The organism is Micrococcus sp. TCR-5 (assembly GCF_052220525.1).
Classification (GTDB): domain Bacteria; phylum Actinomycetota; class Actinomycetes; order Actinomycetales; family Micrococcaceae; genus Micrococcus; species Micrococcus luteus.
In genome coordinates, this window is record NZ_JBQPDO010000015.1 from 52,724 (window position 1) to 73,598 (window position 20,875).

Here is a 20,875-nt window from a genome sequence, read left to right on the forward strand (position 1 = left end):
AGGCGGGCCCGTCGTCGTCGTGGGGGTGTCAGTCCTGGACGAAGTACGTCTGCTTGTTGACGAACTCGTCCATGCCGAGCGGGCCGAGCTCGCGGCCGAAGCCGGAGCGCTTGACGCCGCCGAACGGGATCTCGGCCCCCTCGCCCGCCGGCGTGTTGACGTTGGCCATGCCGACCTCGAGCTGCCGGGCGACCCGCTCGGCCTGGGCCTCGTCCTGGGAGAACACGGCGCCGCCCAGGCCGTACTGGGAGTCGTTGGCGAGGGCGAGCGCCTCGTCCGCGGACTCCACCTTGTAGACGACGGCGACGGGGCCGAAGAGCTCCTCGCGGTAGGCGTCCATCTCGGAGGTGACGCCCGTGATCACGGCCGGGGCGAAGCGGGCGCCCGCCTCGTCCGTGACGGTCCCGCCGACGTGGACGGTCGCCCCCTGCTGCCGGGCCCGCTCCACCTGCTCGGCCAGGCGCTCGGCGGCACCGCGCGAGGACAGCGGGGTGAACACCGTCGGGTCCTCGTCGGCGGCCTCCCCGGGCTTCATGGCCTCGGCCAGGGACACCAGCTCGGCCACGAAGGCGTCGTGGATGTCCGCCGTGACGATCATGCGCTTGTTGGAGTTGCAGGCCTGGCCCATGTTGTACATGCGGGTCGCCCACGCGGTGCGGGCGGCCTCGGCCGGGTCCTCGGCGTCGAGCACGATGTACGGGTCCGACCCGCCGAGCTCGAGGACGGCCTTCTTGAGGTGCTGGCCCGCGAGCGCGCCGATCACGGAGCCGGCCCGCTCGGAGCCGGTCAGGGAGACGCCGGCCACGCGCGGGTCGGCGATGAACTCGGCGATCTGGTCGTGCGTGGCGAAGACGTTGGTGTACACGCCGGCCGGCACGCCGGCGTCGTCCATGATCTGCTGCACGGCCAGGGCCGAGCGCGGGCAGATCTCGGCGTGCTTGAGCACGATCGCGTTGCCGAGCATGAGGTTCGGCGCGGCGAAACGGGCGATCTGGTAGTACGGGAAGTTCCACGGCATGACGCCCAGCAGCACACCCAGGGGCAGGTGGCGGATCATGGCGCGGCCGCCCTCGAAGGTCTCGATGGGGCGGTCCGCGGCGAGGGTGGGGCCCTTGTCCGCGAAGTAGCCGAAGATGGCCGAGCTGAACTCCGCCTCCTCGACGCCCTCGGTCACGCGCTTGCCCATCTCGGTGGCGATGATCTGCGCGAGCTCGTCCTTGCGCTCCTCGAAGAGGTCCGCGACCTTGTGCACGATGGTGGCGCGCTCCTCGATGGGGCGGGCGGCCCACGCGCGCTGGGCGGTCTCGGCGGCGGCCAGCAGCTGGTCGACCTCACCGTCGGCGAGAGTCGGGAAGGTCTCCACGACCTGGTCGGTGCTGGGGTCCTGCACGCGATAGCCGGTGGGGGTGCTCATGAGTGGGTCCTCTCGTTCGGGTCCCGGACCACGGCAGTGCCGTCGTCGTCCGGACGGATGATCGGGATGGGTCGGGTCGAGTCCGTCTGCGGCAGGGTCTCGCCACGGAAGTAGGCCGGGTGGCGCAACCGCGTCCACATCATCAGTACCACGCCGATCGCCAGCACGCCCATGCCCAGGATGAACACGGTGCCGACGCCGAACACGGACGAGCCGGAGCCGTAGTCGGGGTCGGTGGAGTCCAGTGCGGTCACGCAGAACATCACCAGCAGCACGAGGCCGCCGATCAGCGGGAACAGGAAGGTGGTGAGGGCGTTGCCCACCGAGGTGAACCACTCGCGGCGGAAGTACCAGACGCAGGCCAGGGCGGTGATGCCGTAGTAGAAGCAGATCATCAGGCCCAGGGCGGTGATGGTGTCCCACAGGGCGTTCTCGGAGAGCAGCCGCGTGACGACGTAGAAGAGGCCGGCGAAGCCCGCGCACACCCAGGTCGCGAAGGCCGGGCTGTTGAACCGGGGGCTCAGCTCGGCGAAGCGCGCGGGCACGGCCCGGTAGAAGCCCATCGCCAGCAGGGTGCGGGCCGGGGAGACCATGGTGGACTGCAGGGAGGCCAGGGAGCTGACGAGGATCGCGCTGGACATGATCACGGCGAAGGGGCCCAGGATCGGGCCGGCGAGGACCGCGAAGATCGACTCCTGGTTGTCCGGGTTGCCCGCGCCCAGGCCCTCGGAGCCGATGCCCGCCCAGGAGATCACGGCCAGGGCGGACAGGATGTAGACGGCGATGATGACGAACACGGTGACGGCGGCAGCCCGGCCGGGGGTGCGCTCGGGGTCCTTGGTCTCCTCGTTCATCGTGAGGGTCACGTCCCAGCCCCAGAACAGGAAGATGGACAGGGAGACGCCGGCCGCGACCACACTGAAGTCGCCCGCGGTGAACGGGTTGAACCAGTCCAGCTGCACCGGGGTGGGGTCGAAGCCCGCGCCACGGGAGGACTGCGTCAGGGCGGCGACCGCGAACGCACCGAGGGCCAGGATCTGGAAGGCCACCAGGATGTACTGCAGGTGCTTGGTGGTCTCCATGCCGCGGTGCGAGATCCATCCGGCCAGGGCCAGGTACACCAGGGTCAGGGGGATGTTGACCCACAGGTTGCCGGCCAGGTCCGCGATGGCCTGGCTCCCGGTGATCTGGGCGAGCAGCAGGAACGTGAAGTCGACGGCGACGGCCGCCAGGTTGGACAGCACGATCACGGAGGCGGCGATGAGCCCCCAGCCGCCCATCCACCCGACATACGGCCCGAAGGCGTGCGTGGCCCAGGTGAACGACGTGCCGGAGTCCGGCACCCGCGTGTTCAGCGCCCGGTAGCCGAGGGCCACCAGGAGCATCGGGATGAAGCCGAGCAGCAGGATCGCGGGCACGTGGGTGCCGACGGTGCTGATGGTCGGCCCGAGGCCCGAGGTCAACGTGTAGGCGGGGGCGACGACGGAGACGCCGATCACCACCGCCCCGAGCAGGCCGACCTTGCCGGCCTGGAGCCCCTTGTTGCTCACCCCGCCCGGGTTGAGCAGGTTGACCTGCTCGATGGCGGAGGTGGTCGGGTACACGTGCTCGTGTCCCTCATTGTCGACGACGCGGCGTCGTGGGGTGGATGCGCTCATGAGGATGTCCTTGTCCGTCGGGCCGGTCAGCCGGTGGGCTGCCCCGCGTCGGTGGCTTCCCGCTCGGCGATGGCCAGGGCGGCGGCCTCGCCCATGCGGATCGCGCCGTCCACGTGCTGGTAGCCCTCGGCTGCGATGTCCGAGCACGCGTAGTGGATGGGACCGGTCGGGCGGTTCTGGAGGTGGCCCCAGCGGGAGAGCCCGCCGAGGTCGTAGCTGGTGGCGTAGGCGCCTCGGGTCCACTCCTCGGCGGCCATGTCCGAGAGGAAGAACGCGATCGGCTCGAGGGTCCGGGGGCCGAGGTACTCGGCCATGGCGCCGAGGATCGCGGCCTTGCGCTCCTCCTCCGGCAGGGCCCACATCTGCTCCGCGTACACGTCGGACACGAAGCCGACGAGGGTGCCGTGCGGGTCCTCCTTGCCCGGGGCGCCACCGGCCAGGTTCTCGCCGCGGTTGGTGTTGTCATAGATCTCCTGGACGAGACGGCCCCCACCGAAGCACGTGCCGGACAGGCCCTCCTCGCGCCAGAACGGGGTCTCGTACACGGCGTGCACCTTGATGACCAGGCCCATGGAGATGTGCTGGTGCGCGATCTGCTGCTCGCGCGGCATCGGCGGCTCGAAGGAGATGCGGCTGTAGAGGTTCGGCGGGACGGCCAGGACCGCGTAGCGGGCGTGCACCTCGTAGTCGTCAGTGAGCGCCACGACGTCGCCGGCGGCGCCGTCGTGCGCCACGCCGTTGCGCACGTCCGCGGCCACCCCGTTCTTCTCGTCCGCGGTGGTCGGGTCCGGCTCGGCCCAGCGCAGGGTGCGCACCGGCTGGCCGAGGACGACGTCGCCGCCCAGCTCGGCGGCCATGGCCAGGGACACGGACTGCATGCCGCCCTCGACGCGCTTGTCCAGGATGAAGTCCTCGTCCACCAGGTTGCGGAACGACCCGGCCGAGGCGGACATGAGCAGCGCCTGGAGCATGGAGAAGGTGTGGGAGGGCTTGGTCAGCATGCCGGAGGCGATGTAGATGGAGACGTTGTCGATGGCCTCCGGGTCGTCGGACTGCTGCTCCAGCCAGTGGCGGAAGGAGATCTTGTCCAGCTCGGCGGCCCGCGGGTGCTCCCACGGGGCGGCGGCGTCGATCTCGGCGGTCAGTTCGTCGATCTTGGCGATCAGGCGATCCATCTCCCGGTCCGTCTTCTCGGCCACCGGGAAGTCGAGGCCGTCGTAGACGTGGCGTTCTCCGCGCGGGTCCACGTAGACGTTGCGACCGTCGCGGAAGCGGGAGAACGTCGGCAGGCCGAGCTCCTCCACCAGGGAGATGAGGCGGGTCTGGTCCGGGGAGATCCACTGGCCGCCGATCTCGATGAAGTGGTCCTTGCCGTCAGTGCCCTCGACCAGGCCGTTCCAGGTGCGGCCGCCGACGCGCCGGCGCGCCTCCAGGACGGTGACGGACAGGCCCTGGGCCTTCGCGGTGCGGGCGGCCATGAGGCCGGCGGGGCCGGCGCCGATCACGACGACGTCGCTCGTCCGGCGCTCGCGGCCGGCAGGGGCGGGGGCGGTGGTCATGGAGGTGCTCCTCTGGCGGGGACGGGGCATCGGGCGGGCCCTAGTGAATGCCGTTCATTTAGAGTGTCGGCGCTCACTCTACGGCCCGCATGCCGGGAAGGGAAGGCCGGTCCGTGGCCGGCCTGACGTCACCAGCCCGTCCGACGGGTCAGAATGGCCGGATGGACGAGACCCCTGAACCGCCCCGGACACGCCGCCGCCGCGGACGACCTCTCTCCCCCGCTCTGAGCCGCGAAGCGATCGCGGACGCGGCGCTCGCGGTCGCCCGCACCGAGGGATACGAAGGGCTCACCATGGCAGCGGTCGGCCGTCGGCTGGGCGTCGCACCGAGCGCGCTCTACAACCACATCCGGGGCAAGCACGAACTGCTCGTCCTGCTGCAGGACGCCGTGATGGGCGAGGTCTCGCTCACCGAGTTGGAGGCCGCGATCCGAGGCGAGGCGCCCGTCGATGCGGCCCTGCGAGCGTGGGCGCGCTCCTACCGGGACGTGTTCGCGGCCCATCCGCCGCTGATCCCCCTCATCGCGACCCTGCCGATCGAGGGCGCCCCGTCCACGCAGCGCGTCTATGAGACGGTGTGCGCGGCATTGGCCCGGACCGGTCTGGCGCCGGAGCAGGTGCTGGCCCGGGTGATCGCGCTCGAGTCCTTCATCTACGGGTCTGCGTATGACGTCGACGCCCCGGCCGACATCTTCGAGGTGGCGGGGGCGCAGGAGCGGCTGCCCGCGTTCGGCGCGGCGGCCGAGGCGTTCCGGGCAGGTGGGGGCACGCGCGCGGCGGGGGTGCGGAACCCGTACGCCGACGCGCCCTTCGAGGAGGGACTGGACCTGCTGCTCGCGGGCCTCGGCGACTGACGCGCGGGCCGCCGGCCGCGTGTCATGCCGGCACGGACGCGCCGCCCCTCCGCGTGAGAGGGGCGGCGCGTCGACGGATCTGTGTGCGGCGGGCTGTCAGTCGGTCAGACCCAGACGACGGCGGGCCGCGACCAGCACCCCCGCGGCGGCGGCGCCGAGGCCGGCCAGCCACCAGCCGGTGGACTGCCCCGTCTCGACGGTGTCCGGGGTCGTGTGCTGCTCGTCGGCGTCGTCCTCGACCGGAGCGGGCTGTTCCTCCTCATCCTCCGGAGCCGGGGCGGGCTGTTCCTCCCCGCCCTCCGGAGCCGGGGCGGCCTCGTCGGCCCGGAACGCGGCGAGCGCCGCGGCGGTGTCCGGGTCGGTCAGGTCGAGCGGCTTCCCGTTGAGGACGCCGTCCTCGGCATCGAGGAAGCCGTCGTACGCGGCGGGGATCTCCTCGCCGACGTGCACGGTGACGGTCTGGACATGGGCGACGTGATCGCTGTGGAAGTCGACGGTGAAGGTGTCCGTGCCGACGAAGCCCTTCTCGGGGATGTACCAGGCACGGAGCTCGGAGTGCTCCGAGTCACGGAACGCGAAGACCTCGCCGTGGGCCGGCTCGGACACGACCGCCGCGTAGGTGTTCTCCATCGTCGGCGCGGCGACCAGGTGGACGATCTCGGCGCCCTCCACCCCGGGTGCCAACTGCATGGCCGAGTCCCAGGCCAGGGGCCGGTCCCCGAGGTGGGCCATCTGCGGGCCGTCGACGGAGTGCACGGCCGCCCCCTGATCGTCGGCGAGGTCGGCGTCAGCCTCGAGCGTCATGCCCATGCGCAGCAGCTGCCCGTCCACCCCCACGTCGTACCGCACGAGGCCTGCACCGGCCGCGCCGAGCGCGCGGCGGGTCTCGAGGACGTCCACCGCGCCACCGTCGATGACGTCCAGGGCGGTGAACTCGACCTCCTGGCCGCCCTCCAGGCGGGTGCCGTCCTCGGCCACCGGGGTGAGCGTGAGCGTGAGGTCCTCCGGGTCGTAGCCGTCGTAGGTCTGGAAGAGGGCGGTGGTGACGTTCTCGTGGTCGACGGCCTGGAAGTAGCCGGCCTGGGGGCCGTGGGCGTCGTCCCAGGCGGCGGCGGGGCCGGCGAGGGCGACGGTGGTGATGAGGCCGGCCGCGGCGACGGCGGCGGGCAGGTGACGGAGGGAGGGACGACGGGTACGGATGACGGACATGGCAGCCCCTCACTGAGTCGGCCGGACAGGCCGGCGGTCCCCGCCTCTGCAGCACCGGAGGTCCGGGCTCGACGGGTGGGGACGCCTCGAGTCTGTCCGCCGAGAGCTTGCCGTGAAAGGGCTGTGCGACGTCGATGCGTGATCGACACTGGACCGCAACCCGGCCGTGACCGGCGGATCCCGACGGCGAGCCCGCCGCCACGACGACGACGAAGGCCCGGTCCGTATGGACCGGGCCTTCTGACTGGTGGAGGTAAGGGGATTCGAACCCCTGACCTTCTGCATGCCATGCAGACGCGCTACCAACTGCGCCATACCCCCAGGTGGGTGATGCCCCCGTTTCCGGCGGACCGGCTGGAGCACCTGAACAGAATACCCGGCCTGCAGCAACCGCGCAAACCGGCCGGGCGGCGTCGATGGACCGCCGCGACGCCACGGCCTAGCGTGCAGGAGACGCCCCCATGCCCGCCGCCAGCCCAGGAGGTCCTGCATGTCCCGCACTGACGCACCGATCCACACCGCCCTGATCGGCTATGGGTTCGCCGGGAAGACGTTCCACGTCCCCCTGCTCCATGCCACGGAGGGACTCGCTCTCACCCATGTCGTCTCGAGCCGCCCGGACGCGGTCCACGCGGACCTGCCGGACGTCGTCGTGGCGCCCGACGTGGACGCGCTCCTGGCGCGCCACGACGTGGACCTCGTGGTGATCGCCGCCCCGAACGACCAGCACACGCCGCTCGCGCGCGCGGCCCTGAGGGCGGGCAAGCACGTGGTGGTGGACAAGCCCTTCACGCTGAGTCTCGCCGAGGCGCGGAAGCTGCGCGACCTCGCGGCCGAGACGGGGCGGGTGCTGCGGGTGTTCCAGAACCGCCGCTTCGACAGCGACTTCCTGGGCATCGCCGAGCTCGTCCGCTCCGGCCGGCTCGGGGACGTCGTCCACCTCGAGTCCCGGATCGACCGTTTCCGCCCGACCGTCCGGGACCGCTGGCGGGAAGCCGCGGTGCCCGGGGGCGGCATCTGGTTCGACCTCGGCCCGCACCTGGTCGACCAGGCGCTCCTGCTCTTCGGCGTCCCCGAACGCGTGGACGCCGACCTCGCGGTCCTGCGTCCGGGCGCCCCGGTCGAGGACTGGGCGCACTGCGTGCTGCAGTACCCGGGCCGGCGCGTGGTCCTGCAGGCGTCGATGCTCGTGGCCGGCGGCAGCCCGCGCTTCGCGGTCCACGGGACGCGCGGCTCCGCGGTGAAGGAACTTCCGGATCAGCAGGAGGCGCAGCTGCGCGCGGGTCTGCTCCCCGGCGCCGAGGGCTGGGGCGTCGACCCGGACCCGATCCTCCTGCACGACGGGGAGGGGAACATCGAGCGCGTCCCCGCGCCGACCGGAGCCCAGCAGCGGTCCTACACGGGCGTGCGCGACGCGATCCTGGGCCGCCCGAGCGGCGACGCCGCCACCCCCGACCAGGCCGTCGCCGTGATGGCGGTGCTCGAGGCCGCCGTCGCCGCGGCGCGGGAGGGCCGTGCGGTGGAACCCGCACTCACGGCGGCGGAGCGCGCCGCGTACCCCGGCGTGTCCCCCGCACCGACCGCGGCGGAGCGACATCACCGCAGTGCCGCGGCGCGGTGATGTCGCAGGGCGGCGGTCGCCTCCCGGCCCCGCACGGGAGCCCGACGACGGAGAAGGCCCGGTCCGTGCGGACCGGGCCTTCTGACTGGTGGAGGTAAGGGGATTCGAACCCCTGACCTTCTGCATGCCATGCAGACGCGCTACCAACTGCGCCATACCCCCAGATGTGGGCGTCACCTGCGATGTTCACGCGCCGTTTCCGGCCCGTTCGCCTCGCTGGCAACTCGACCAGCGTACACGGTCCCCGCGCGGGCACCAAATCGGCGTCCGGGCCGAGGCGCCCTCAGATGTTGTAGCCCTCGAGGGTCCAGTCGCCCCAGCCCTCGGCCCCGGTGTCGGCAGTGAACGCGCCCTGCAGCACGGCGGCGCGGGCGTTGCCGATCCGCTCCATCGCCGCGAAGGCCTCGCCCTCGTGACGCAGGAGCAGCCCCGTGGCCGCACGGATCAGAGCACCGTGGGCCACGGCGAGCAGGGTGTGGGCGCCACCGTCGCGCGGGGTGTCCGCCCAGTGCGGAGGCACGTGTCCGCGCAGTGCGCGCAGGGCCCGCCCGCCGCCCCCGCGCAGGGTCTCCCCGCCGACGGGGCCGGCGTCGAGCGACGGCTCGGCCCGCCAGAGGCGGTGCTCGTCCGGCCAGCGTTCCGCGATCGCGCTGAGCTCCAGGCCCTCCCACTCTCCCCCGGCCAGCTCCATCAGCTCCGGGTCGAGGGCCACGGACGCCTCGCCCACCCGGGCCTCGAGGACGATCTCGGCCGTGCGGCGCGCCCGGGCCAGCGGGGAGCACACGGCCACGAGCTCCTCCGCGTCCTCGATCAGGTCACCCACGGGCCCGCCGGCGGCGCGGCGGGCCTGGCGCTCCCCCTCGGCGTTCAGCTCGATGTCCGTGTGCCCCTGGTAGCGGTCCAGGACGTTCCAGTCGGTCTCGCCGTGACGCAGCAGGATCAGGCGCATCTCGCGGCCCCGCTCAGGAGGCGTGCGAGGCGGAGGCGCCGTCGTCCTGGGTGGCCGCGTCCGGTCGGGTGCTCTCCTCCGGCAGGCCGAGGTCGATCGCCGGGGTGTCCTTCCACAGGCGGTCCAGCGCGTAGAACTCGCGGTCCTCGCGATGCTGGACGTGCACCACGAAGTGTCCGTAGTCGAGCAGCACCCAGTGGCCGTCGGACCGGCCCTCGCGACGCAGCGGCTTGAGCTGCTCGTCCTTCAGCAGCGCCTCCTCGACGCCGTCGACGATCGCGTTGACCTGACGCTCCGAGGCGCCGGAGGCGATCAGGAAGGCGTCGGTGAGGCCGAGCCGTTCGGCGACGTCGAACGCGACGATGTGCGTGCCGAGCTTGTCCGCGGCGGCGGCCGCGGCGGTGGTGAGGGCGTCCAGGGTGGGCTGGGGAACGGTCACGAGGTCTCCTCTTCCGAGACGTAGAGGTGGTGCTTGGCGATGTATTGGACGACGCCGTCCGGGACGAGATACCAGACGGGCCGGCCCCGGCGGACGCGCTCCCGGCAGTCCGTGGAGGAGATCGCCATGGCGGGGATCTCCATCAGGGAGACGTCGGCGCCCAGGCCCATGTCCGAGAGGTCGTGGCCGGGACGGGTGACACCGACGAAGTGCGCCAGGTCCCAGAGTTCGTCCACGTCCTTCCACGTGAGGATCTGGCCCATGGCGTCCGCGCCGGTGATGAAGAACAGCTCGGCGTCCGGGTGCAGGCGGCGCAGGTCCCGCAGCGTGTCCACGGTGTAGGTCACGCCGGGGCGGTCGATGTCCACGCGGGAGACGGTGAACCGGGGGTTGGAGGCGGTGGCCACCACGGTCATGAGGTAGCGGTCCTCGGCCGGGGAGACCTGCCGGTCCGACTTCTGCCACGGCTGGCCCGTGGGGACGAAGACGACCTCGTCCAGCTCGAACTCGGCGGCCACCTCGGAGGCGGCCACGAGGTGCCCGTGGTGGATCGGGTCGAAGGTGCCGCCCATGATGCCGAGGCGACGACGGTGCGCGCCCCCGGCGGTGGGCGCGGGGACGGGGGTGCGGGAGGCGACGGTCATGCGCTCAGGAGACGAACGGACGGCCCGCCGCGTCGCCCCCGGCGGAGGCGGCGACGCGGCGGGCCGGTGAGACGTCAGTGACCGGAGGTGTGCGAGCCGCGGCCGGTGCCGTGGTGCTGGACCGCGGTGGTGGGCTCGGGCAGGCGCAGCGCGCGGGAGCGCATGGACATGGTGGCGGCCAGGGCGGCCATCAGCAGCGCGAAGACGAGCAGGCCGTACCAGATGGGGTCCATCGGCAGCTCGTTGACGACGTGGTGGCCCTCCTCGGCGGCGGCCAGGATCAGGGAGGTGTTCAGCATGGATGCTCCTCGGTGCAGCGGGTCAGACGGCCGGGCCGGGGCCGGGCCGAAGGGGTCCTGGTGTCCATCGTAGCCCGGCTCAGCGGCGGATCTGCCCGTCGCCGCGCAGGATCCACTTGGTGGTCGTGAGCTCCTCCAGGCCCATGGGCCCGCGGGCGTGCATCTTCTGGGTGGAGATGCCCACTTCGGCGCCGAGGCCGAGCTCGCCGCCGTCGGTGAAGCGCGTGGACGCGTTCACGATGACGGCCGCGGCGTCCACCTCGGTGATGAACCGCTCGGCCGCGGCCAGGTCGTTCGTGACGATGGCCTCGGTGTGGCCCGTGGACCACCGGCCGATGTGCTCGATCGCCTGGTCGAGGGAGTCCACGACGCGCACGGCCATCTCCATGTCCAGGTACTCGGTGCCCCAGTCCTCCTCGGTGGCGTCCACGGCGTCCCGGGCGTGGTCGCCGCGGTCGGCGAGCGTGGGCAGCCAGGCCCGCGCGGCCTCGTCCACGTGCAGCAGCACGCCGGCACGGGTGAGGGCGCGCAGCACTTCTCGGCCCACCTCCTCCGCGTCCCGGTGGAGCAGCAGGGTCTCGGCCGCATTGCACACGGAGGTGCGGTGGGTCTTCGAGTTGAGCACGATGTCCACCGCCATCTGCTTGGGTGCGGAGGCGTCCACGTACAGGTGCACGTTGCCCTCACCCGTCTCGATCACGGGCACCCGGGCCTCACGGACCACGCGCTGGATCAGCTCACGGCCGCCGCGCGGGACGAGGACGTCCACCGCGCCACGGGCGGCCATCAGGGCGGCGACGCCAGGACGTCCGAGGTCGTCGATGCCCTGGATGATGTTGGGGTCGAAGCCCTGGTCCACGAGCGCCTCCCGCAGCACCTGGATCAGGACCGCATTGGTGGACTCCGCGGCCGAGCCGCCGCGCAGGATCACGCCGTTGCCCGACTTCAGGGCGATGCCGGCGATGTCCACCGTGACGTTCGGACGGGCCTCGTACACGGCGCCCACGACGCCCAGGGGCACCCGCACCTGGCTCATCCGCACGCCGTTGGGCAGCGGGCCGCCGCGGACCACGGTGCCCACGGGGTCCGGCAGGCCGGCCAGGGTCTCCAGGGCGAGGGCCAGCGCCTCGACGCGCGCCTCGTCCAGCTTGAGGCGGTCCAACATGGCCGCCGAGGTGCCGGCCTCGCGGCCGCGGCTGCGGTCCTCGCGGTTGGCCGTGCTGATCGCGGCCGCGTTGGCGCGCAGGGCCTCGGCCATGTGGCGCAGGACGGCGTCTTTGCGGACGCGGCCGGCGATGGCCAGCTCGGGCACGGCCTGACGCGCCCACTCGGCCCGCTGGCGGACGGCCTCCTCGACCTCGGGCGTCGGCGCCTCGGCGTCCTGGCGGCCGGACTGATCCTGGGGTGCGGTGCTCTCGGTGGTCTGCATGCCGCCAGCCTATCGAGCGCCCCGGACGAGGCACGAGGCCCCGGTCCGTCGCCGCGGCCGGAGCCCGCTCCGGTCAGCGCTGCGGCGGAGCCAGGCGCACCCAGTCGTCGGCGTGCACGACGACGCCGTCGTAGCCCGCGCCGAGGTCCTCGCGGAGGTTGGCGGTCGTCCGCCCGAGCATGGCGGGCAGCTGCGACGAGGAGTACTGCACGAGGCCGCGCGCCCGCACCCGGCCGTGCGCGTCCACGATCTCGACGACGTCGCCCGGCGTGAAGTCGCCCGTGCAGCCGGTGATGCCCGCGGCCAGCAGGGAGCGGCCGCGGTCGATCGCCCCGGCCACCGCGCCGTCGTCGATGACGAGCCGGCCCCGGACCTCCGCCGTGAGGCCGAGCCACGCTGCGCGCGCGGACCGGCGGCGGCCGGTGGCGGAGAACCACGTGCCCACATCCTCCCCCGCGAACGCGGCGCCCGCGTTGGCGGCCGAGGTGAGCAGGGTCGGGATGCCGGTGGTGGCCGCGATGCCGGCCGCGTCCACCTTGGTCACCATGCCGCCCGTGCCCACACCGGCAGAGCCGGGCACGCGCACGTCGACGCCGGCCAGATCGTCGTCCGAGGTGACCTCCGGGATGCGCCGCGCGTCCGGGTTCGAGGGGTGGCCCGTGTAGAGGGCGTCCACGTCCGAGAGCAGGACCAGCAGGTCCGCCTTGCAGAGGTTGGCGGTGAGGGCCGCGAGGCGGTCGTTGTCGCCGAAGCGGATCTCGCGCGTGGCCACGGCGTCGTTCTCGTTCACGATCGGCATCACGTCGAGCGTGAGCAGCCGCGACAGGGCGCGGTGCGCGTTCGTGTACTGGGTGCGCCGCATGAGCTCCTCGGCGGTCAGCAGCACCTGGGCCACCTCGGTGTCGTGCCGGCCGAAGCTCGTGGTGTAGTGCGCCATGAGCTTGCTCTGGCCGACCGCCGCCGAGGCCTGCTGGGTGGCGGTGTCCTTGGGGCGTCGGCCCAGCCCGAGGTGGGGGAAGCCGGCCGCGACGGCACCGGAGGACACGAGCACCACCTGGGTGCCCTTCTGCCGCTCGGCGGCGAGGACGTCCACGAGGCGGTCGATGGCCTCCACGTCCAGGCCGTCCGGGGTGGTCAACGAGGACGAGCCGATCTTCACGACCACCCGGCGTGCGGCCTGCATCGTCTCCCGCGAGGTCACGGGGTTGGCCCGCGGGTCCTCAGAGCCGCGCGTCGCGGGGGTCGGATAGCGGGTGACGACGGTGCGCCGCACGGACATGGATCATCCCTCTCGATCGTCGGTGTCGTTCCACAGGCCGGAGCGTCGCTCGGCCTCCATCTCGGCCCGGGTCGCCGCACGGGCGGCCCGGCGGGCATCCTGCTCGGCGCGCTTCTCCGCGCGGGTCGCGCGGGTGCGCTCGTCGAGCCGCAGGTCGGTGCCCCGGGGCCCGGCGAGCAGCTCGGCTCCCGCGGACAGCGTGGGCTCCCAGTCGAAGACCACGCCCGTGACGTCGTCGCCGATCACGACGGCGTCGCCCGGCTTCGCACCGGCCTTGAACAGGCCGTCCTCGACGCCGGCCCGCTGGAGCCGGTCCGCAAGGTAGCCGATCGCCTCGTCGTTCTGGAAGTCCGTCTGGGCCACCCACCGCTCGGGCTTCTCGCCGCGCACGCGGAACAGAGGCTCGAGGTTGCGCTCCTCGCGGCGGATCGTGAATTCGGCCCGCTCGCCGCGGCGGCGATGCCGGCGCGGCACCTCGACGGGCGCGGCCGGCACGGGCTCGACCACCCGGGAACGGGCCTCCGCCACGAGCTCGGCCATGGCGTACTTGAGGGCGTCCAGGCCCTCGCGGGCCAGCGCGGAGATGTCGAAGACCCGCAGGCCACGGCCCTCGAGCTCGTCGCGGACCATGTCCGCCATCGCGGCGCCGTCGGGCAGGTCGGTCTTGTTCAGGGCGATGAGGCGGGGCCGCTCGTTCAGCGGCACGACGCCCTCCCCGCCCTGGGAGAAGACGGGCTCCACCGCGTAGGCCTCGAGCTCGGCCTCGATGGCCTCGAAGTCGGCGATCGGGTCGCGGTCGGACTCGAGGCTGCCGCAGTCGAGGACGTGCACGAGCGCGGCGCAGCGCTCGACGTGGCGCAGGAACTCCAGGCCGAGGCCGCGGCCCTCCGAGGCGCCGGGGATCAGGCCCGGGACGTCGGCCACGGTAAAGCGCACGTCGCCGGCCTGCACGACCCCGAGGTTGGGCACGAGCGTGGTGAACGGGTAGTCCGCGATCTTGGGGCGGGCCGCAGACAGGGCCGCGATGAGGGAGGACTTGCCGACCGAGGGGAAGCCCACGAGCGCGACGTCCGCCACGGTCTTGATCTCGAGCGTCAGGTCCCGGCTCTCCCCCGGCAGGCCGAGGAGCGCGAAGCCGGGCGCCTTGCGCTTCACGGAGGCCAGAGCCGCGTTGCCGAGGCCGCCCTGACCGCCGGCGGCGGCGACGTAGGTCGCGCCCTCCCCCACGAGATCGGCCACGATGTTGCCCTGCTCATCCTTGACCACCGTGCCGTCCGGCACGGGCAGCACGAGCGACTGGCCGTTCTTGCCCTCGCGGTGGTCGCCCATGCCCGGCTGGCCGTTCTCAGCGGACCGGTGCGGGGCGTGGTGGTAGTCCAGCAGCGTGGTGGTCTGCGAGTCCACCACGAGGGTGATGTCGCCGCCGTCGCCCCCGTCGCCGCCGTCGGGGCCACCCAGGGGCTTGAACTTCTCGCGATGCACGGAGACGCACCCGTGCCCGCCGTTGCCGGCGGTGAGGTGGAGGACCACGCGGTCCACGAAGGCTGCCATGGGAGTGCTCCTAGGGGCTGGAGGGATCGGACTCAGACGGCCCAGGGGCCGGAGACGCCGACGGCGGGGGCGGGTCCGGTGGATGCCGGGCCCGCCCCCGCCGGGGCGTCAGGGGGTGCGGGTGTCCTCGCCGGGCGAGGGTCCGCACGCAGACCGCACGAGTGTCAGATCACTCCGCGGCGGGGACGATGTCCACGACCTTGCGGCCGCGGCGCTGGCCGAAGGCCACGGAGCCCGCGGACAGCGCGAAGAGGGTGTCGTCCTTGCCGCGGCCGACGTTGCGGCCCGGGTGGAACTTGGTGCCACGCTGGCGGACGATGATCTCGCCGGCGTTGACGTCCTCGCCGCCGTAGCGCTTGACGCCGAGGTACTGCGGGTTCGAGTCGCGGCCGTTCTTCGAGGAACTGCCGGCCTTCTTATGTGCCATTGCTGTTGCCTAACCTCTCGGATGCTCGGTTTCGCCGGTGCCGGTGACGGCTCAGGCGATCCCGGTGATCTTGACCGTGGACAGCTCAGAGCGGTGGCCCTGGCGCTTCTTGTAGCCGGTCTTGTTCTTGTACTTCATGATGACGACCTTCTTGCCACGGGAGTGGGAGACGACCTCGGCGGTCACCTTCACACCGGCGGCATCGGCGCCAGCCTTGACCTCGTCCCCGTCCACCAGCATCAGAGCGGGCAGCTCGACGGAGCCACCGGTCTCAGCGGGAACGCGGTCAAGGGTAACGAGGTCTCCGACGGAAACCTTCTCCTGGCGGCCGCCAGCGCGGACAATCGCGTACACCACTTGGGACTCACTTCTCTCGACGTTTCAATGGATCAGATCGGGTTCTGCTCGCCCGCACCTCGACCGCGGCTGCGTCCGGGTCCGGCGGTCCCTCACCGGGACATGCGGGAGCGTGCGGGCGGTGAACACCGATGGTCCAGCATACTCGCTGCCGGGCATCCGGACCAAACAGAGGCGTGTCGGCGCGTCGCCGCCGCCCGGGGCAGGCCCGGGGCGGCGGCACCGACGACGGTCAGCGGCCGCGACGGGCCAGGTCGGCGGCCTTCACGCCGACGCCGAGCATCACCGGGGCGGCACCCTGCGGCTCGGCGGGGGTGGACGCCTCGGCCACGGCCGCCGTGAAGCGGCCGCCCTGGGCGCCGCCGGGCGCGGCCTGGACCTGGACGTGGACGCCGTCGGACGACACGGCACGACGCGAGCGCCGGCGCGGCGATCCGGGCGCCGGGGCCGCCTGGGCCTCGGTCGGGGCGTCCGCGGCGGACGCCTGGTCCGCGTCCGCCGTGGGCTCCGCCGTCGGCTCGGTCGCCGCAGGCTCCACCATCACGGCCTCCTCGACGGCGGCCGGGGCGGCGGGCTGCTCGTGGACCTCGGTGGCGTCCGTGGACTCCTCGGGCGAGGGCTCGGTGGCCTCCACCGGAGCCGCGTCCGTGCGGTCGGCCGTCCGCTCGGCGGACGCGTCCGCACCGGCGGCCGGACGGACGACACCGTCGCTCGAGGCCCGGCGGGACCGGCGGCGCCGGGGCGCCGGGGCATCCTCGCCGGTCACGGGCGCCGGGGCGTCCTCCGCGGGCACCGGCTCCGATGCGTCCTCCGCGGGCGCGGCCGCCGAGGACTCGGCGTCCGCGGCGTCGTGCCGCGACGGCGTCGCGCGCTCCGCGCCCTGGTCCTCGGCGTCGGTCTCGGTCGAGGCCGCCTCGCCGTCCCGCCGGGACCGCCCACGGCCACCCCGGCGACGCCGGGACCGGTGGGGACGGTCGTCCTGCGCGTCCGCGTCCTCCGGGGACTCGGCCTCGGCGACGGCGGCCACGGCCTCCTCGGCCTGCACGACCGGGTCCTGGTGCTCGGGGGCCGCGGCGGCGGCCGGCTCGGCCGCCTCCTCCTCGGTCTGACGGGTCTGACCGGCGGACTCGGCGGGGCCGTCGTCGTGCGACCGCGCGGCATCCTCGGAGCCCGCGGCCTCGGCGCCGGTGTCCGCCGACTCCTCGGCGCGACCCCGGCCACGGCGGCGGCCCCGACGGCGCCGGCGACGCGGCGTCTCCTCCTCGTCCGCCCCGGCCGGCTGCCCGGCCTCCGCGGGCCCGGCCGACGCGGCCTCGACGGCCTCGGCCGCCTGGTCCTCGGCGACGTCCGCCGCCTGCTCGGCGGGGGCGGACTCCTGGGCGGGGGTCTCGTCCTCGGCCACCTTGCCGGAGGCCTTCGCGATCGAGTGCAGGGCGACACGGGCGGCCTCGGCCCGCTCACGGCGCTGCCGCTCGTCCTCGGAGTCGGTGGGCTCGGCGCCCGTCGTCGTGGCCGCGGCGGCGTGGGCGTGCTCGCCCTCGCCGTCGCCCCGACGCCGGCGACGACGGCGGCCCTCCGCTTCGCCGCGCTGCTCACCGCCGGAGCGGCCCCGCTCGACGGGGGTGTCCTTGATGATGATGCCGCGGCCGGCGCAGTGCTCGCAGGTCTCCGAGAACACCTCCACGAGCCCGGTGCCCATGCGCTTGCGCGTCATCTGGACCAGGCCGAGCGAGGTCACCTCGGCGACCTGGTGCTTCGTGCGGTCCCGGCCCAGGCACTCCACGAGACGGCGCAGCACGAGGTCGCGGTTGGCCTCGAGCACCATGTCGATGAAGTCGATGACGATGATGCCGCCGATGTCCCGCAGGCGCAGCTGCCGGACGATCTCCTCGGCGGCCTCGAGGTTGTTCTTGGTGACGGTCTCCTCGAGGTTGCCGCCGGAGCCCGTGAACTTGCCGGTGTTCACGTCCACCACGGTCATGGCCTCGGTGCGGTCGATCACGAGCGAGCCGCCGGAGGGCAGGTACACCTTGCGCTCGAGCGCCTTGTGGAGCTGCTCGTCCACGCGGTGGGTGGCGTACAGGTCCTCGCCGTCGTGGTCCTCCGGCACCCAGTGGTGCAACCGGTCCAGCAGGTGCGGGGCCACGTAGGTCACGTAGGCCTCGATGTTGTCCCACGTGGCCTCGCCCTGCACGAGCATGGCGGAGAAGTCCTCGTTGAAGACGTCGCGGACCGTCTTGATGGTCAGGTCCGGCTCGGCGTAGAGCAGCTCGGGGGCGAGCACCTTGGTGCCGGACGCCTTCTCCTGGATGCCCTCCCACTGGGCGCGCAGACGGTTGATGTCGTTCTGTAGCTCCTGCTCGGAGGTGCCCTCGGCCGCGGTGCGCACGATCACGCCGGCGTCCTGCGGCAGGTGGTCCTTGAGGATCTTCTTCAGACGCGAGCGCTCCACGTCCGGCAGCTTGCGGGAGATGCCGGTCATCGAGCCTCCCGGCACGTACACGAGGTAGCGGCCGGGCAGGGAGACCTGGCTGGTCAGACGGGCGCCCTTGTGGCCCACCGGGTCCTTGGTGACCTGGACGAGCACGGTGTCGCCGGACTTGAGCGCGTTCTCGATCTTCCTCGGCTTGCCGTCCAGCTGGGCGGCGTCCCAGTTGACCTCGCCCGCGTAGAGCACGGCGTTGCGTCCGCGGCCGATGTCCACGAACGCGGCCTCCATGGACGGCAGCACGTTCTGGACCTTGCCCAGGTACACGTTGCCGATCATCGAGTCCTGCGTGGTGTGCGAGACGAAGTGCTCGGCCAGCACGCCGTCCTCGAGCACGGCGATCTGGATGCGCTGGTCGCGCTGGCGCACCAGCATCTTGCGGTCCACGGCCTCGCGGCGGGCCAGGAACTCGGCCTCGGTGATCACGGTGCGGCGACGCCCGCCCGAGCGGGAGTCGCGGCGGCGCTGGCGCTTCGCCTCGAGCCGGGTGGAGCCCTTGACGCTCTGGACGGTGTCCGAGGCGGTGCTCACGGCCTGGCGCGGCGCGCGCACGCGGGTGACGGTGTGCTCGGGATCGCCGGCCTCGCCGCCGTCGAGCTCCATGTCCACCTCGCCGCGGCGGCGTCGGCGGCGCCGGCGGGAGACCACGGCGCCCTCGGCCCGGTCCTCGGACTCTCCGGCGTCCTCGTCCTCGGAGCGCTGCCGGGACGTGGTCTCGGTGCGCAGGACCTCGATCAGGTTCGCCGGCACGGCGAACGGGTCGGTCGGGTCGACCTGCAGCGTCGGCGCGCTCGGCTCCTCGGCCGGGTCCGCGGCGGCGGTGTCCGCCGCGGTCTGCGTCACGGCCTGCCCGGCCGTCTCCTCCGCGCGTTCGTCTGCGCGGGTCGTGTCCTCGTTGTTGGCCGCCATGGCAGCACCTCCCGCCGACCGACGACGCCACACTCGCCGCCGCCCGGCGTGTCCGCGTCCGCCGCCGGCCGCGTTGCCCCGGGCGCCGTGCGCCACGGGTGCGCCGGGAGGCGGACTCCGAGAAGTCATCGGGTGGACCGCGTCGACCGTCAGGGGCCGGCGCGGAACCGCTGCGCCCTCGAGATCGGGGCCTGGGCGTCACGTGCCGTCCGCCGGCCGGCGCACGGACGCACACGGGCGGGGCCCGGCGTCCACCTCCCGCACGATGCTCGACGCGGGGGCGCCTCGGCGGCGGCCCGACGTCGGGCGCGCAGCGGGCTGCCCCGCGGTGTGGCCACGGGACGGCCAGGGCCGATTGTCTCACATCCGCCCCGGGCGCGCGCCTAGAATCGTGTCCATGCCTGCGACCCCGCTGACGGACGACGTCCGCCTCTCCCCTGCCGACGACGTCCCCGCCGAGGAGGCCCGGCTCACCTGGTACGCCCGGCCCGCGGGCACGGCGGCGCTGCTCCTGATCACCTCGCTCGTGGCGCTGACGGCCACGATCATCATCATCGTCGAGCGCGCCCTCCTCACCGCTGACCCGACGCACCGCACGTCCTGCGACCTCAACCCGTGGGTGTCCTGCGGCCAGGTGATGCAGTCGTGGCAGGCCCACACCTTCGGCTTCCCGAACACGTACATCGGCGTGGTCGCGTTCTCCGTGCTCATCACCGTGGCGGTGTCCCTGCTCGCCGGCGCCCGCTTCGCCCGCTGGTACTGGCTGCTGATGAACGCGGGGATCCTGGCGGGCTTCGCATTCTGCGTGTGGCTCTGGTACTCGGCCGTCTACAGCATCGGCACGCTCTGCCTCTACTGCATGATCGTGTGGGCCATGGTCATCGCCCAGCTCGTGCTCGTGACGTCCCGGAACCTGCAGACCGGCACGCTGCCGGCCCCGGCCGGCCTCGTCCGACTCGCCCGGGAGCTGGCCTGGCCCGTGATCGTGCTCCTCTACGTCCTGGTGTTCGCCTCGATCCTGCTGGAACTGGGCCTCGGGGTCATCGGGATCGACTGAGCCCGCGCTCCCCCACCGGACGCGACGACGGCGGCCGGTCACCCCACCAGGGTGACCGGCCGCCGTCGTGCGGGCCCGGAACGGGCTCAGCCGAACCAGATCGCGAGCTCGCGCTCGGCCGAGAGGGTCGAGTCCGAACCGTGGACGAGGTTCTTCTGGACGGCCTCGCCCCAGTCCCGGCCCAGGTCGCCGCGGATGGTGCCCGGGGCGGCCACGGTGGGATCGGTCTTGCCGGCCAGCGAGCGGAAGCCCTCGATCACCGAATCGCCCGTGACGCGCGCGGCCACCACGGGGCCGGAGGCCATGAACGCGACCAGCGGCTCGAAGAACGGCTTGCCCTGGTGCTCCTCGTAGTGGCGCTCCAGCATGGCGCGGGTGGGCGTGAGCATCTTCAGATCGGCGATCACGTAGCCCTTGCGCTCGATGCGCGCGAGGATCTCGCCGACCAGGTTGCGGGCCACCCCGTCCGGCTTGATGAGGACGAGGGTCTCTTCGGTGTGGTGCGTCATGGGGTGTGCTCCTAGCGTCGTCGGACGGCCGCGAGCGCGGTCCGGTTCCCGCCCCACCCTAGTTGTAGGAGGGCATGACGTTGTTGACTCGGGTCGGTGCCAGTGAGGCCGGAGGAGCGTCTCCGCAGGAGGTATGAGGCCGATGGTAGTTGTAGTGGTTCACCCACGCAGGTGAACGGTGCGGCCGGCTGGGCAGGTCCTGAAGGCCGGCTTCTCCCTGGGC

At 72.9% G+C, this 20,875-nt stretch carries 18 protein-coding genes and 2 tRNA genes; 3 read left to right on the plus strand and 17 right to left on the minus strand.

The annotated features are described in order from the left end of the window. Positions 1–28: 28 nt before the first annotated feature. Genes ACTSKS_RS09330 through ACTSKS_RS09340 form a run of 3 tightly spaced genes read right to left on the minus strand, consistent with a single transcriptional unit; the run spans position 29 to position 4,631 of the window. The gene (locus ACTSKS_RS09330) at positions 29–1,414 is read right to left on the minus strand and encodes an NAD-dependent succinate-semialdehyde dehydrogenase (protein WP_095695650.1); all 1,386 of its coding nucleotides are present in this window, start codon (positions 1,412–1,414) and stop codon (positions 29–31) included. Beyond that, positions 1,411–3,072 carry an APC family permease gene (locus ACTSKS_RS09335; protein WP_095695649.1) on the minus strand — a complete coding sequence of 554 codons (1,662 nt, stop codon included), beginning with the start codon at positions 3,070–3,072 and terminating at the stop codon, positions 1,411–1,413. Before ACTSKS_RS09335 ends, ACTSKS_RS09330 begins: the two co-directional genes overlap by 4 nt. Before the next feature lie 26 nt (positions 3,073–3,098). After that, positions 3,099–4,631 carry a flavin monoamine oxidase family protein gene (locus ACTSKS_RS09340; protein WP_095695648.1) on the minus strand — a complete coding sequence of 511 codons (1,533 nt, stop codon included), beginning with the start codon at positions 4,629–4,631 and terminating at the stop codon, positions 3,099–3,101. Between the two features lie 161 nt (positions 4,632–4,792). On the opposite strand from ACTSKS_RS09340, the gene ACTSKS_RS09345 reads away from it, so the two are divergent. Continuing rightward, positions 4,793–5,485: a TetR/AcrR family transcriptional regulator gene (locus tag ACTSKS_RS09345; protein WP_095695647.1), complete on the plus strand. Its 693-nt coding sequence runs from the start codon at positions 4,793–4,795 to the stop codon at positions 5,483–5,485. A 96-nt stretch (positions 5,486–5,581) separates the two neighbouring features. Here the strand turns inward: ACTSKS_RS09345 and ACTSKS_RS09350 are convergent, their stop codons facing one another. Next, positions 5,582–6,694, minus strand: a complete 1,113-nt coding sequence (locus ACTSKS_RS09350) for a hypothetical protein (protein ID WP_442927485.1) — start codon at positions 6,692–6,694, stop codon at positions 5,582–5,584. 245 nt (positions 6,695–6,939) lie between these two features. After that, positions 6,940–7,015 (minus strand) — tRNA-Ala (locus tag ACTSKS_RS09355). A gap of 169 nt (positions 7,016–7,184) precedes the next feature. Between ACTSKS_RS09355 and ACTSKS_RS09360 the strand changes: the two genes are divergently transcribed. Next, positions 7,185–8,315 carry an oxidoreductase gene (locus tag ACTSKS_RS09360; protein ID WP_439248044.1) on the plus strand — a complete coding sequence of 377 codons (1,131 nt, stop codon included), beginning with the start codon at positions 7,185–7,187 and terminating at the stop codon, positions 8,313–8,315. A gap of 86 nt (positions 8,316–8,401) precedes the next feature. On the opposite strand, the gene ACTSKS_RS09365 is transcribed toward ACTSKS_RS09360, so the two are convergent. The 11 genes from ACTSKS_RS09365 to ACTSKS_RS09415 form a co-directional block, all read right to left on the minus strand. After that, positions 8,402–8,477 (minus strand) — tRNA-Ala (locus ACTSKS_RS09365). Between the two features lie 121 nt (positions 8,478–8,598). Then, positions 8,599–9,264 (minus strand): histidine phosphatase family protein, encoded by a 666-nt coding sequence (locus tag ACTSKS_RS09370; RefSeq protein ID WP_442927486.1) that lies wholly within the window; start codon positions 9,262–9,264, stop codon positions 8,599–8,601. Between the two features lie 13 nt (positions 9,265–9,277). Further along, the gene (gene rsfS, locus ACTSKS_RS09375; RefSeq protein WP_442927487.1) at positions 9,278–9,703 is read right to left on the minus strand and encodes a ribosome silencing factor; all 426 of its coding nucleotides are present in this window, start codon (positions 9,701–9,703) and stop codon (positions 9,278–9,280) included. Then, entirely contained in the window at positions 9,700–10,347 is a 648-nt protein-coding gene (gene nadD / locus ACTSKS_RS09380) for a nicotinate-nucleotide adenylyltransferase (RefSeq protein ID WP_036316939.1), read from the minus strand. Before nadD ends, rsfS begins: the two co-directional genes overlap by 4 nt. A gap of 74 nt (positions 10,348–10,421) precedes the next feature. Next, on the minus strand, positions 10,422–10,646 hold the full coding sequence (locus ACTSKS_RS09385; protein ID WP_036316935.1) for a hypothetical protein: 225 nt from the start codon (positions 10,644–10,646) through the stop codon (positions 10,422–10,424). A 79-nt stretch (positions 10,647–10,725) separates the two neighbouring features. Beyond that, complete coding sequence (locus ACTSKS_RS09390; RefSeq protein WP_250161870.1) at positions 10,726–12,075, minus strand: glutamate-5-semialdehyde dehydrogenase; 1,350 nt, start codon at positions 12,073–12,075, stop codon at positions 10,726–10,728. A gap of 73 nt (positions 12,076–12,148) precedes the next feature. After that, positions 12,149–13,354: a glutamate 5-kinase gene (proB, locus tag ACTSKS_RS09395; protein WP_250161871.1), complete on the minus strand. Its 1,206-nt coding sequence runs from the start codon at positions 13,352–13,354 to the stop codon at positions 12,149–12,151. A gap of 3 nt (positions 13,355–13,357) precedes the next feature. Continuing rightward, on the minus strand, positions 13,358–14,905 hold the full coding sequence (gene obgE, locus ACTSKS_RS09400; RefSeq protein ID WP_250161872.1) for a GTPase ObgE: 1,548 nt from the start codon (positions 14,903–14,905) through the stop codon (positions 13,358–13,360). Positions 14,906–15,074: 169 nt separating this feature from the next. Further along, the gene (gene rpmA / locus ACTSKS_RS09405; RefSeq protein ID WP_002853915.1) at positions 15,075–15,332 is read right to left on the minus strand and encodes a 50S ribosomal protein L27; all 258 of its coding nucleotides are present in this window, start codon (positions 15,330–15,332) and stop codon (positions 15,075–15,077) included. Between the two features lie 51 nt (positions 15,333–15,383). After that, positions 15,384–15,689, minus strand: a complete 306-nt coding sequence (rplU, locus tag ACTSKS_RS09410; RefSeq protein ID WP_002853919.1) for a 50S ribosomal protein L21 — start codon at positions 15,687–15,689, stop codon at positions 15,384–15,386. A 232-nt stretch (positions 15,690–15,921) separates the two neighbouring features. Continuing rightward, positions 15,922–19,086 carry an Rne/Rng family ribonuclease gene (locus ACTSKS_RS09415; protein WP_442927488.1) on the minus strand — a complete coding sequence of 1,055 codons (3,165 nt, stop codon included), beginning with the start codon at positions 19,084–19,086 and terminating at the stop codon, positions 15,922–15,924. 397 nt (positions 19,087–19,483) lie between these two features. Between ACTSKS_RS09415 and ACTSKS_RS09420 the strand changes: the two genes are divergently transcribed. Then, a complete protein-coding gene (locus ACTSKS_RS09420) occupies positions 19,484–20,143 on the plus strand; it encodes a vitamin K epoxide reductase family protein (RefSeq protein WP_002853923.1) in 660 nt (219 codons plus the stop codon). 86 nt (positions 20,144–20,229) lie between these two features. On the opposite strand, the gene ndk is transcribed toward ACTSKS_RS09420, so the two are convergent. Next, a complete protein-coding gene (ndk, locus tag ACTSKS_RS09425) occupies positions 20,230–20,652 on the minus strand; it encodes a nucleoside-diphosphate kinase (RefSeq protein WP_012750845.1) in 423 nt (140 codons plus the stop codon). Positions 20,653–20,875: the final 223 nt, after the last annotated feature.